The sequence below is a fragment of the Camelimonas fluminis genome (assembly GCF_014656355.1).
GTDB classification, from domain to species: Bacteria; Pseudomonadota; Alphaproteobacteria; order Rhizobiales; family Beijerinckiaceae; genus Camelimonas; species Camelimonas fluminis.
The window spans coordinates 155,002-166,595 of record NZ_BNCG01000001.1 but is presented as its reverse complement, the minus strand read 5'-3'; the positions used below and the strand labels follow the sequence as shown (position 1 = coordinate 166,595).

Here is an 11,594-nt window from a genome sequence, read left to right as displayed (position 1 = left end):
CGCCTTCCAGGGGAAGGCGGGGCCTGTCAAACCGGGGCCGCTCCGGCGTGGAGCGGCGGGAGATGCTTACCAGCAGCCCCAGGCGTTGCAACGGCGGTAGCCGTAGTAGCCATAACGGGGACCGGAGTTGGCGCCGAGAATGGCGCCGCCCACGACGCCGGCGGCCGCGCCAACGGCGACGGCGGTGGCGGCCTGGTCGGACTGGCGACGGCTCTGGTCATAAGCAGCCGCGACGCAGCGGTCATAGGTGGCGGTGCCAGGGCGCAGACCCGTCTGGCGGCAGGTCATCTCGGCGGTCACCGCCGATTCCTGGGCGCTCTGACAGCCAGCCAGCATCGCAGCGACGCCAACGGCCGCAGCGGCGAGAGACCAACGAAATGACGACATGCGCTTCCCCGTTAAAAAATAAATTCGATACCTCCGCAAACAATATCCCGGGCCACTTGTCAATGCAGGTTCGCTTCAGTTCGTATGAAGAACAGCCACGATCAAGCCTCCATTACATCAACGGCCGCATCACATAGGTAGTCGAAACATAATTGTTTATGGAAATTTACAAATAATTTTTCGAAATACAAAAATCAGGCAAAATATTTCGCTGACTTTCACGATTCAGCTGCATTGTCGCCATATATGAACCACGCGCCTGCCGGGAGAGAATTGGAGCCATCCACCCATGACGACGCCCCGCCGTCGCCGCCAGGGGGCGGACGACTGGCCAGATTTACTTTTCATCAACCATTTGGCTGATGGGGGATGCTCAAACGGGGCCGGCGGCGGGCAGGCGCAATCCATCGCGGCCATTGCCGCGAAGCCACACTCCCCTCAATGACATTTCCGTGATTTTCCGCCCCCCGTCCCGCCCGGCAGCGGACCGGTCCTCCATGGGGCGACAAATTGCCCGACTTAATTGTAGGACAATCCTGCGCTACAAAACACGGACAACAGGAGGAGAGCACCGTGGCCGTGACCGAAACCCAGCTCGCCGAACTTCAGGCCCGCCTGAAGGATTTCATGGCGAAGCACATCTACCCCAACGAGCAGCGCTATTACACGGAAGGCGAGAAGCTCGGTCCGTGGCGGGTGATCCCTGTCGTTGAGGAACTGAAGAAGATCGCAAAGGCCGAAGGGCTGTGGAACCTGTTCCTGCCGGATGATCCGCGCGGCGCCGGCCTCAACAACCAGCAGTACGCCACGCTGTGCGAGATCATGGGCCGCTCGGTCATGGCCCCGGAAATATTCAACTGTAGCGCGCCTGACACCGGCAACATGGAAGTTCTGGTCCGCTATGGCACGCCAGAGCAGCAGAAGCGGTGGCTGGAGCCGTTGCTGGCGGGCGAGATCCGCTCGGCCTTCTGCATGACCGAAGCCGACGTCGCCTCCTCCGACGCCACCAACGTCCAGCTCGAAATCCGCCGCGATGGCGACGAATACGTGCTGAACGGCCGCAAGTGGTACACCACCGGCGGCACTGACCCGCGCTGCAAGATCTTCATCGTCATGGGGCGCAGCAACTTCGAGCCGGGCGCCAGCGCGCATTCGATCCAGTCGCAGATCCTCGTGCCGAAGAACACCCCTGGCGTGAAGGTCATCCGCCCGCTGCCGGTGTTCGGCTTCTATGGCGTGCCCGACCGCGCGTCGGAAGTGTGGTTCGACAACGTCCGCGTGCCGGTCTCGAACATGCTGCTTGGCGAAGGCCGTGGCTTTGAGATCGCCCAGGGACGCCTTGGCCCGGGCCGCATTCACCACTGCATGCGCCTGATCGGCATGAGCGAGCGCATCCTGGAGCGCATGTGCCGGCGCGCCGACGCCCGCGTCGCTTTCGGCAAGCCGGTTTCCGAGCAGACCGTCACCCTGGAGCGCATTGCCGAGGCCCGCATCATGATCGAGCAGTGCCGCCTGCTGACCATGAAGGCCGCGTATATGATGGACACGGTCGGCAACAAGGAAGCCAAGCAGGAAATCGCCATGATCAAGGTGGCGGCTCCGAACATGGCCTGCAAGATCGTCGACTGGGCCATCCAGGTCTTTGGCGGCGGCGGCACCAACAACGACCACTACCTCACCGTCTGCTACTCGCTGGCCCGCGCCCTGCGTCTGGCCGACGGCCCGGACGAGGTGCATCGCAACCAGATCGCCCGTCTGGAGCTGAAGCGCCACCGCAACACCGATCCGGACGTCACCGGCGGCCGCGGCCTTGGCTTCACCCGCCAGGAGGCCCAGGAGTTCGCTGACGCCGGCCTGTGGCCGCGCCCGGCCGACTGGGCCGAGTAAACCGCGACAGCGCCCGGCGCCCACCGCGCCGGGCCACCCGTCAGGGCGCCGTCCCTGACCTGCTGGCGGGCGCACAGCCCGCCGGCTTGACGACGCGCTGTGTCGACGCCGGCGCCCGTGGCAACAGATGCGCCGGACGGATGGGACGGGCGACAAGCCCGCCGCCGCAATTGGGGCAAACCCCGCCCAGCGTCTGGTCCGCGCAACTGGCGCAAAACGTACATTCGAACGAACAAATCCGCGCATCGGGGCTGGACGGCGGCAGGTCGCGGTCGCAGCATTCGCAATTGGGGCGCAGCTCCAGCATTGGGCTCCTCCATCAGCACGCTGACATCCTACATGGCAAACGCACCGTCACATACCGGCGCACCCGCCGCACATACCGCCGCCGGCTTTCGTGAGAGCCTGTTCAGCGCCATCGTGCGCGGCCTCTATGAAGGTCGCTACGCGCCAGGGCAGCGGCTGGTGGAAGCCGATCTGACGGCGGAATATGGCGTCAGTCGCGGCCCGGTGCGCGAAACCCTCAGCCGCCTCGCCGCCGAAGGCATCGTCACCCTGTCGCCGGGGCGCGGCGCCGCCATCCGCAAGCTGGCGTGGCGAGAAGCCATCGATCTGCTGGAATTGCTGGAAGCGCTTGTCGGCCTGGCCGCCGCCGGAGCCGCGCGCCGCGCCGCCAGCGACGCCGCGGGGGCCGCGCGTCTGGAAGCGGCGGCGAACCAGCTCGCCGCCTTTGATCACGCCGCGCTCACGCCGGGTTACGCCCTGGCGCGTGACCGCTTCTATGGCGCGCTGGTCGACCTCGCCAACAACGCCGAACTGGCCCGCGTCATGCCGCGGGTGCAGTCGCATCTGCTGCGCATCCAGTTCCGCGTCCAGGTGGCGCGTTACGACGAACTGCGGCACCAGGACTACGCCGTGATCGCCCGCGCCGTTCTCGCCGGCGACGCGCAAAACGCCCGCGCCGTCACCCAGCAGCACTTCCGCCGCATGATCGACGTCATGCACGAGAGCCGGCCCGAAGCCTGACTCCCGTCATGCGTCAGGCCTTCAGACGGTAGCCGGTGCGGAACATCCAGCCGATGACGGCGAGGCAGGCGGCCATGAAGCCAAGCGTCATCAAAAGGCTGACGACGATGTTGACGTCCGAGGTTCCGAAGAAACTCCAGCGGAAGCCGCTGATCAGGTAAACCACCGGATTGAACAGCGACACCGAACGCCAGAATGGCGGCAGCATGTCGATGGAATAGAAACTGCCGCCAAGGAACGCCAGCGGCGTCACCACCAGCATCGGCATCAGCTGCAGCTTTTCGAAATTGTCGGCCCAGATGCCGATGGCGAAGCCGAACAGGCTGAAGGTGACGGCGGTGAGCACCAGGAAGCCCAGCATCCAGAACGGATGCTGCACGGTCAGCGGCGTGAAGAGCGCAGCGGTGGCCAGGATAATCAGGCCAAGAATCACCGATTTTGTCGCCGCCGCGCCCACATAGGCGGCGACGATCTCGACCACCGAAATGGGGGCCGAGAGCTGCTCATAGAACGTGCCGACGAAGCGCGGAAAATAGATGCCGAACGACGCGTTGGAGATGCTCTGCGTCAGCAGCGACATCATCATCAGGCCCGGCACGATGAAGGCGCCGTATGGCACGCCATTGACCGCGCCCATGTGGCCGCCGATGGCGGCCCCGAACACCACGAAATACAGGGCGGTCGAAATCACCGGCGCCACAACGCTCTGCAGAATGGTGCGGCGCGTCCGGTCCATTTCATAGCGATAGATCGCCGCGATTGCGCGCAGGTTCATTGGGCGCCCTTCACCAGGTCGACAAAAATATCCTCGAGCGAGCTGCGCCGCGTGTCGATGTCGGCGACAGTCAACCCTTCGGCGGCGATATCGGCCAGCAGGCCGGGCATGCCCGCCTGCACCCGCGCCGGCTCATAGATCCAGGTGAGCGCCCTGCCGTCGTCGCCGAGGCGCGCGCCGCGCTCCGCCAGCCGCGGCGGCAGCGCCGCCAGTTGCGAGGCCAGGGTCACGGTCACCTGCTTGCGCCCCAGCTTGCGCATCAGGGCGTCCTTTTCCTCCACCAGCATCAGGCGGCCGCGATTGATGACGCCAATGCGGTCGGCCATCTCCTCGGCTTCCTCGATGTAGTGGGTGGTGAGAATGATGGTGACGCCAGATTCCTTCAGGCGGCGCACCAGTCGCCACATGTCGCGGCGCAGGTCGACGTCGACGCCGGCGGTCGGCTCATCGAGGAACAGGATGCGCGGCTCATGCGACAGCGCCTTGGCGATCATCACGCGCCGCTTCATGCCGCCGCTCAACGTCAGGATCTTGTTGTCCTTCTTGTCCCACAGGGACAGGTCGCGCAGCAGCTTCTCGATCAGCGCCGGATTGGGCGGTTTGCCAAACAGGCCGCGGCTGAAGCTGACGGTGGCCCAGACGGTTTCGAACGACTCGGTGGCCAGTTCCTGCGGCACCAGGCCGATCTGCTCCCGCGCCCGGCGGAATCCGGCGATGCTGTCGTGGCCATCGACCGCCACCCGACCAGTGGAGGCGTTGACCAGTCCGCAGATGATCGAGATCAGCGTCGTCTTGCCGGCGCCATTGGGCCCGAGCAGGGCGAAGATCTCGCCCCGCTCAATATCGAGACTGAGCGGATGCAGGGCGGTGAAACCGCCCTTGTAGGTCTTCGAAAGATCGGAGATGGACAGAATCGTCGACATGGCCGCCTGTATACGGCGCCCGCCCATCTGTTACAGGAAATATTTTTGCACCCCTGCCATGCCGGGGCCCCGCGTCCGGCCGCCCCCCAACCGTCATGACCGGAACAGTCCATCCATGACGCGGGTGAGGAGGAACGCGGCGAGCGTCACGCCTCCGGGGGCTTCAGCGGCCGCAGCGCGGCGGTGGAGCTGGCGCGGGCGATGAGTTCGCCGTCCATGTCGCGCAGCTCGCCCTCCAGGAAGGCGATCGACTTGCCCCAGCGGGTAATCCAGCCGGTGGAGCGATATTTGCCGGGATGGGCGGCGAGCAGGAAGCTCACCTTGATCTCGAGGCTGGGCACGACAACGGTGAAGCGCGATTTGGCGATGCAGGCGTGGGCCATGGCCGCGTCGATCCAGCCGGTGACGATGCCGCCCTGCACGACGCCGCCGCGCGGATGCCCGACCACCGAGTGGCAGTGATCCCGGGTGGCGGTCCATTCCATGGTTGTGGTGTCAGTTCCCACATCGAAACCGGCAATGCCGCCGCCAAGGGTGCGCAGGCACGGATTCACGTTATTGCGGAAGGTCTGAAGAATTTCCTGCTCGGTCACGGGCGTTTCCTGTCTGTTGTTTCCTCCCCATGCCCCGCCGCTTCCGCGCGGTCAATGCCCGCCGCGCCCGCGCGCCTGTCCCTCTGGCGGCGCGGGCGCATGCGACGCTTGACCCAGGTCGCATGCAACGCTTATGAATTAATCATGTAATATATTACAAAATATTATGAATTGTTAGTGACAATTATTATGAATGGGGCAACATGCCGTATATTGTCGCAATTATCGCCGGAATTTCCGGCTTTCTATTTGGATATGACGAAGGCGTTATTGCGGGGGCGCTAAGCGGGCTCCGCCATGAATTCACGGTTTCGCCCCTGCTGGAGGGGTGCATGACCGCGGCGGTGCCATTCGGCGCCCTGTTTGGTTCGCTGGCCGGGGGGTGGCTCGCTGACCGCTACGGGCGACGCGGCGCCCTGATTCTCGCGGGAATCCTGTTTTCCGCCGGCGCGGCGGTTTCGTCACTGGCCTGGGACTGCACGTCGCTGACAACCGCGCGGCTGGCGATTGGCCTGGCCATTGGTCTGGCGGCCGTGGCGGCTCCGCTCTACATTTCGGAAAACGCGCCGGCCCGGCATCGCGGCATGCTGGTGTCGTTCTACCAGTTGGCGATCACCCTCGGCATCCTTGGCGCCTATATCGCTGGCTATGGGCTTGAAGGCAGCTGGCGCACCATGTTCGCCATCGGCATGGCGCCGGGCGTCGTTCTCGCCGCCGCCATGACGACCATGCATGACACGCCCCGCTGGCTGATGCTGCGCGGACGCACGGAGGATGCGCACGCGGCCCTGATCCAGAATGGTCTTGCCGGCCAGGCAAACGCGGAACTGCAGGCAATCCGGCGCTCCATCGCCGCGACGCCGCGAGCCGCCCGCTGGTCGGCGCTGTTCTCCCGCCGCGTCCTTCCCGCCACCATCGTCGCCGTCGGCCTGTTCGTGTTGCAGCAACTGAGCGGCATCAACGCGGTGATCTATTATGCGCCCCTGGTGTTTCGCGAGGCCGGCTTCGACAGCCACGGCGCCCAGCTCCTGGCCACCATCGGCATTGGCGTGGTCAATGTGGCGATGACCCTGGTGTCGATGGCGCTGATCGACAGGATCGGCAGGCGTCGCATGCTTTACATCGGCTTTGTCGGCGCGGCCCTCAGCCTCACCGTGATCGCCTGCGCCGCGGCCAGCGACAGCCCGTGGCTCAACGCGGTGGCCTTCGCCGGCCTGCTGGCCTACATCGCCGCCTTCGCCATCTCGATCGGGCCGCTGCCCTGGCTGATGATGGCGGAAATCTTCCCGATTGACGTGCGACCGCTCGGCATGGGGCTCGCCTCCATCGCCAACTGGACGTTCAATGCGCTGGTGGTGTTTGCTTTTCCGGCCCTGCTCGGGGGCATCGGCCTGGCGGGCGTCTTCGCCGGTTTCGCCATCGCCTGTCTCGTCGGGGTGGCGTTTACCTGGGCGCTGGTGCCGGAAACCTCAGGCGCCTCACTGGAGGACATCGAGGCGCAGCTGTCGTCAGGAGAACGCTTCCGCGATCTGGCGCGCGCCGCCTGACGCGGCCCGGGAACGGCGCGGCGCATCCCCCTGAGGGAGCCGCCGCGCCCCGTGCAGCCTGACGGGCGCGGGGGGCGGCTGACGCATCCCTGCGCCGCAAAACCCTTGCTGCAGAGCATTTTCAAGAAAACTGGAGCCCGCCTTTCGTGAAAAACTGGGTTAAATGAAAGAGATGGGGCATTTGAAGGGAGCTGGTTTTCACCGAAAATGCTCTAACCGCCGCCCACCACGCTGGCGGCGACGTTCACGCCGAGCGCCAGCACGGCCGTATTGAAGAAAAAGGCGAGGACCGAGTGCCCGGTCACCAGTCGCCGCATGCGCCTGCCGGCCACGCAAACGTCCGATGTCTGGCACGCGACGCCGATCGTCAGGGCGAAATAGGCGAAATCGAAATAATCCGGCGACTTCTCGTGATCGGGAAACAGCAATCCCTCGCCATCCGGCTCATACCAGGCGTGGGCGTAATGCAGCGTGAACGCGACGTGCATGAACGTCCAGGCGCTGAAGATGGTCAGCACCCCAAGGCCGATATGCCAGGATCTGGGCGCGGCCGGCAGGTGCGGCGCGTTGCCGAGCACCGAGGCGATGGCCACCAGGCAGGCGCTCGCGGCGATGCATGAGACCAGCAGGATAATGGCGGCGCCATCATCCTGCTCCGCCGCGCGCCGCCGCATGCGGGCGGCGTCGGAACGCATCATCATCACCACCGCCAGCACCAGCCAGAGCACCGCGCCAACATTCCAGGAGACCAGCAGCCGCGCCGGCGCGGACAGGGCGTCGCCCCAGGGAGCCCAGCCTGTCGCCGGCCATGTGGCGGCCATCATCAGGAACGCGAAAAAAGTGCGCGCCCGCCCCCGGACGATGCGGACCATACGCTGCGCCAGACCGTGGTGATGCCGATGGCCGCCGTCCGTCATGGGTTGCTCCGCTCAGGCCCGCCGCGCCACGATGAACCGGCGCGGAAACGGCAGTAACGTGGTTCCATCGCGCTGGGGTGGATAGGCCTCACTCACCGCCTGGGTATAGGTTTCCAGGAACCAGGCGCGCTCGTTCGCGTCCAGCGGCTCAAGGAACGGGCGCAGGCCCGTGCCCATCACCCATTGGGTAATGCTGGCCGGGCTGGCCATGCGATGGTGGTAAGTGACGCCCCAGATATCGAGATCGCTGCACAGCCCGCTCAACGCGTCATAGCAGGCGCCCACCGGCTCCAGCGGCCGGCGCAGGATGATTGCCCCGGCGAGCTTGCTGGAGAACGGCGCCTCCTGGGCGATCTCGCGCATCAGACGGTGCGATGGCTGCTCCAGATTGTCCGGCATCTGCACCGCCAGCACCGCGCCGCTGGAAAGAGCGGCGAGAATGCGGGCCATGGCGGTCAGGTGTCCCGGCACCCACTGGAACACGGCGTTGGCGAACAGCAGATCCGCGTCCTCCGGCGGCGTCCAGGTCGCGAGATCCGCCGCGGCAAAGCTGACCTGCGGCAGGCGCCGGCGCGCCTCATCCAGCATGTCGGCCGAGGAATCCAGCCCTTCCAGCATCGCCTCCGGAAAACGGTCGGCCAGCAGCCCGGTCGAATTTCCGGGACCGCACCCCAAATCGAAAAGCCGCGCCGGCGCGGCGTCGCCGCCCGGGCCGTAGCCGTGCCCGGGAACCCTGGCGAGCAGATCGCGCGCCGCCCGGGTGCGCTCGTCCTCGAATTTCAGATATTGCGCCGGGTTCCATGCGGTCATGGAGTCGCTCCCTGTTTTGCGGCGGCGGAAATGGCTTTCAGCGTCTCGGGCGTCGGCCAGCAATCCACGCCGAGGCCATGGGCCTTCTGAAAGGCGCCGACGGCAAGGCGGGTTTTCATGCCGGCGAACCCATCGATCTTCTCACGATACAGGCCAAGGCGGGTCAGCTCGCGCTGCATGGCCGCCAGTTGCGCCGCCGAGGGCTGCGCGACCTTGCCCCAGGCGGTGGCGAACGGCCCGCCGCCGGCGATGCGGTCGGCCAGATGGCCCACATACAACACGTAAAGATCAGAGAAATTGTACGCCTTGAGCACGAAGTAGTTCGGCCCGACGAGAAAGCCAGGGCCATACACGCCAGCCGGCAACAGCAGCGCCAGTTGCGTCCCACGCGCCGGCGCGGGCCCATTCTCCGGCCGGTAGCCGGCGGCCGCCCATTGCGACCACGGGCGCGGCGCATCCGGATCAGCCATGGTGCAGTCCGCCCGCGCTGGCGGCGCGACCTCATAAGCCCAGCGTTCCCCGGGGCGCCAGCCTTCGCCGCGCAGGTGATTGGCGATGGAGGCCAAAGCGTCTGGAACCGAGGTCCAGATATCAGCCCGGCCGCCCCCATCCAGATCGACGCCATAGCGGTAGTATTGCGACGGCAGCATCTGGGTCAGCCCCATGGCCCCTGCCCATGAGCTTTTCATCGCCGGGCGGCTGACGACGCCATCGTCCAGCATCTTCAGCGCATACAGGAATTCCTGGGCAAATGTCTCGCGGCGGCGGCCGGTCCACGCTTGGGTGGCGAGGGTGCGCAACCCGTCGTATTTGCCAGTATTGGCGCCATAGCCGGTCTCGCGACCGAAAATGGCCAGCGCCACCTGGCCCGGCACGCCGAAGCGCTGTTCGATAGCCGCCAGTTGCGGCCGGTAGCGCGCGGCCAGCCCCGCGCCTTTCGCCGCAGTCGCCGCCATGGCCTGGTCGGAGAGATATTGCGCCGGCGTGGCGCTGAACTCGCGCTGACCGGCGTGTGAAGGCTTGCGGGGGCCGCGATCAAGATTGGGCAGGGAGAGGTCAGGCGTCAGACCGGCGGTCTCCCGCTCCCAGGTCGCCGCCGAAACGCCCAGCGCCAGCGCTTTCGGCCGCATGGCGGAGAGGAAGCCGGCAAAATCGCCGCTGGCCGGCCGACCGCCAGGCCCCCCGGTTTCCGCACGGGCTCCCTGGGCGCTGGCCTCGCCCGCCAGCACCGTCGCCAGCAACATGGCCAGCCCCATCCCGCGCTTCCATCCCGCGCCGCGCGCCATCATTCACCCTTTCCGCAGAACCATGCCCGCCAGCGCTGCCCTGTGCGCCGGGGAGTGACTATATTACCGGTGACGGAATATGGTCGCGGACAGATGAAACATTTCTTTTCGACAGAATGGAAACTGGCAGGCCTGGCGGCGTTCCTCGCCGCGGGCGGCGCCTGCGCGACCTGGGCCGGTCCGGCCGCCGCCGGACCGGTTGAGGATGCGCTCGCCTATTGCCGTTCCGCCGGCGACAACAACATGATCAACGCCGTTCCGCCGGACATGCTGGAGCAGGCGGCGAAAAAGCTTGGCGTCACCCTGCCCGAGCATGAGCCGGTGCGCGCCGTCTGGCGCTGCATGGACGGCAAGATCATGGTTTGCATCGCTGGCGGCAGGCGCTTTTGCGGGCGGGCAGACACCCAGGTGGTGCCCTCACCCGAAGCCCGCCAGTATTGCCATGAGAACCCCAGCGCCGTGGACGTGCCCAGTTGGGCGACCGGCCGGGACACAATTTTCGCCTGGCGCTGCGAGGGCCCGGAGCCGATCGTTTCAGGCGCCGTGCGCTCTGTCGACAAACGTGGCTTCGTCAAGGAGTACTGGCAGGTTTATGACCCGCAGGCGGCGCAACCGGACGCGCAGAAGCCGCCAGCGCCTGATCCCGCGCCAAAACCCTGAACGCAGAGGCCATCCAGAACATTTCCGGGAAAAGTGGAGCCACTTTTCGTGCAAATGCGATAGCGGCAATCACAGCCGCGGCGGTCGATCTTCCCGCCCGGCAAGCCAGGCGGCCAGGCCTTTGTCTGGCTCGTCCGGGAACTCCCGCTCGCCGACGATCAGGGCGCTGATCCGGTCGAGCCGGAACAGCCGGTGGGCGCCGCGCATCTCGCACCAGGCAGCCAGCAGCCAGCCATCGGAGAAGGCGCTCAGGGCAAGCGGCCGCACCATGCGCCGGCTGGCGGCGCCAGAGGCGGCCATATAGTCAAATTCGACCGTCCGCCGCTGCCGCACGGCCCGTCGCAGGTCGGCCGTCCAGGTCGGCGCCCGCCGTTCAGGCCGCTGCACGGCGCGCATGGGGCGGGCGCCCAGCCGCCGGCCCGGGTCATCCTCACACCAGGTGAGATCGATCTTGACCCGGGCGTCGCGCGCCGCGAGGCGCAACGCGGCGTCGCCCACCTGCTCCACGTAGGCCAGCCCCAGCGCCAGCGCTTCAAGCTGGTCATGGCTGAAGGCAAGCGGGGCCAGCCGCACCGGCGCCCGCAACAGATAGCCGGAGCCCGCTTCGCCATCGACCGGATAACCCTGCGCCTGAAGGGCGGCGATATCCCGGTAAACGGTGCGCACCGAGACCTCGAGACGCGCCGCCAGCGTCGCGGCGGTGACCACGCCGCCCTCCTGCAGATATCCGGTCAGTTCAAGCAGGCGGTCGGCCCGTCGCATTGGCGAAACTCCTGACGCCAC

At 66.3% G+C, this 11,594-nt stretch carries 13 protein-coding genes; 4 read left to right on the top strand and 9 right to left on the bottom strand.

Annotated elements, in window-relative coordinates:
- Positions 1–66: 66 nt before the first annotated feature.
- Entirely contained in the window at positions 67–387 is a 321-nt protein-coding gene (locus IE243_RS00750) for a hypothetical protein (protein ID WP_191317439.1), read from the bottom strand.
- Between the two features lie 573 nt (positions 388–960).
- On the opposite strand from IE243_RS00750, the gene IE243_RS00745 reads away from it, so the two are divergent.
- Positions 961–2,274, top strand: coding sequence for an acyl-CoA dehydrogenase family protein (locus IE243_RS00745; RefSeq protein WP_191317438.1), 1,314 nt, complete (start codon positions 961–963; stop codon positions 2,272–2,274).
- 40 nt (positions 2,275–2,314) lie between these two features.
- Here IE243_RS00745 and IE243_RS00740 read toward each other — a convergent pair whose 3' ends face one another.
- Positions 2,315–2,581, bottom strand: a complete 267-nt coding sequence (locus IE243_RS00740; protein WP_191317437.1) for a DUF1272 domain-containing protein — start codon at positions 2,579–2,581, stop codon at positions 2,315–2,317.
- 32 nt (positions 2,582–2,613) lie between these two features.
- Between IE243_RS00740 and IE243_RS00735 the strand changes: the two genes are divergently transcribed.
- The gene (locus IE243_RS00735) at positions 2,614–3,300 is read left to right on the top strand and encodes a GntR family transcriptional regulator (protein WP_191317436.1); all 687 of its coding nucleotides are present in this window, start codon (positions 2,614–2,616) and stop codon (positions 3,298–3,300) included.
- Between the two features lie 13 nt (positions 3,301–3,313).
- Here IE243_RS00735 and IE243_RS00730 read toward each other — a convergent pair whose 3' ends face one another.
- The 3 genes from IE243_RS00730 to IE243_RS00720 form a co-directional block, all read right to left on the bottom strand.
- Positions 3,314–4,075, bottom strand: coding sequence for an ABC transporter permease (locus IE243_RS00730; protein WP_191317435.1), 762 nt, complete (start codon positions 4,073–4,075; stop codon positions 3,314–3,316).
- Entirely contained in the window at positions 4,072–4,998 is a 927-nt protein-coding gene (locus tag IE243_RS00725) for an ABC transporter ATP-binding protein (RefSeq protein ID WP_191317434.1), read from the bottom strand. The genes IE243_RS00730 and IE243_RS00725 overlap by 4 nt, the downstream gene beginning before the upstream one ends.
- Positions 4,999–5,144: 146 nt before the next feature.
- On the bottom strand, positions 5,145–5,591 hold the full coding sequence (locus tag IE243_RS00720) for a PaaI family thioesterase (protein ID WP_191317433.1): 447 nt from the start codon (positions 5,589–5,591) through the stop codon (positions 5,145–5,147).
- A 203-nt stretch (positions 5,592–5,794) separates the two neighbouring features.
- On the opposite strand from IE243_RS00720, the gene IE243_RS00715 reads away from it, so the two are divergent.
- The gene (locus tag IE243_RS00715) at positions 5,795–7,138 is read left to right on the top strand and encodes a sugar porter family MFS transporter (protein WP_191317432.1); all 1,344 of its coding nucleotides are present in this window, start codon (positions 5,795–5,797) and stop codon (positions 7,136–7,138) included.
- 212 nt (positions 7,139–7,350) lie between these two features.
- Here IE243_RS00715 and IE243_RS00710 read toward each other — a convergent pair whose 3' ends face one another.
- From IE243_RS00710 to IE243_RS00700, 3 genes are read right to left on the bottom strand one after another with little or no spacing between them, the layout of a single operon-like run.
- A complete protein-coding gene (locus tag IE243_RS00710) occupies positions 7,351–8,055 on the bottom strand; it encodes a DUF1345 domain-containing protein (protein WP_191317431.1) in 705 nt (234 codons plus the stop codon).
- Positions 8,056–8,067: 12 nt separating this feature from the next.
- On the bottom strand, positions 8,068–8,865 hold the full coding sequence (gene tam, locus IE243_RS00705) for a trans-aconitate 2-methyltransferase (protein ID WP_191317430.1): 798 nt from the start codon (positions 8,863–8,865) through the stop codon (positions 8,068–8,070).
- On the bottom strand, positions 8,862–10,154 hold the full coding sequence (locus IE243_RS00700; RefSeq protein ID WP_244642566.1) for a lytic murein transglycosylase: 1,293 nt from the start codon (positions 10,152–10,154) through the stop codon (positions 8,862–8,864). The genes tam and IE243_RS00700 overlap by 4 nt, the downstream gene beginning before the upstream one ends.
- A gap of 90 nt (positions 10,155–10,244) precedes the next feature.
- Here IE243_RS00700 and IE243_RS00695 point away from each other — a divergent pair, with 90 nt between their 5' ends.
- Entirely contained in the window at positions 10,245–10,811 is a 567-nt protein-coding gene (locus tag IE243_RS00695; protein WP_191317429.1) for a hypothetical protein, read from the top strand.
- A 69-nt stretch (positions 10,812–10,880) separates the two neighbouring features.
- Here the strand turns inward: IE243_RS00695 and IE243_RS00690 are convergent, their stop codons facing one another.
- Positions 10,881–11,573, bottom strand: a complete 693-nt coding sequence (locus tag IE243_RS00690; protein WP_191317428.1) for a helix-turn-helix transcriptional regulator — start codon at positions 11,571–11,573, stop codon at positions 10,881–10,883.
- Between the last annotated feature and the right edge of the window lie 21 nt (positions 11,574–11,594).

Bases quoted from the DNA above. Each gene is read 5' to 3' on its own strand.
- tam (WP_191317430.1), bottom strand. From the start codon at position 8,865: ATGACCGCATGGAACCCGGCGCAATATCTGAAATTCGAGGACGAGCGC.
- IE243_RS00750 (WP_191317439.1), bottom strand. From the start codon at position 387: ATGTCGTCATTTCGTTGGTCTCTCGCCGCTGCGGCCGTTGGCGTCGCT.
- IE243_RS00690 (WP_191317428.1), bottom strand. From the start codon at position 11,573: ATGCGACGGGCCGACCGCCTGCTTGAACTGACCGGATATCTGCAGGAG.
- IE243_RS00710 (WP_191317431.1), bottom strand. From the start codon at position 8,055: ATGACGGACGGCGGCCATCGGCATCACCACGGTCTGGCGCAGCGTATG.
- IE243_RS00740 (WP_191317437.1), bottom strand. From the start codon at position 2,581: ATGCTGGAGCTGCGCCCCAATTGCGAATGCTGCGACCGCGACCTGCCG.
- IE243_RS00700 (WP_244642566.1), bottom strand. From the start codon at position 10,154: ATGATGGCGCGCGGCGCGGGATGGAAGCGCGGGATGGGGCTGGCCATG.
- IE243_RS00715 (WP_191317432.1), top strand. From the start codon at position 5,795: ATGCCGTATATTGTCGCAATTATCGCCGGAATTTCCGGCTTTCTATTT.
- IE243_RS00730 (WP_191317435.1), bottom strand. From the start codon at position 4,075: ATGAACCTGCGCGCAATCGCGGCGATCTATCGCTATGAAATGGACCGG.
- IE243_RS00695 (WP_191317429.1), top strand. From the start codon at position 10,245: ATGAAACATTTCTTTTCGACAGAATGGAAACTGGCAGGCCTGGCGGCG.
- IE243_RS00735 (WP_191317436.1), top strand. From the start codon at position 2,614: ATGGCAAACGCACCGTCACATACCGGCGCACCCGCCGCACATACCGCC.
- IE243_RS00725 (WP_191317434.1), bottom strand. From the start codon at position 4,998: ATGTCGACGATTCTGTCCATCTCCGATCTTTCGAAGACCTACAAGGGC.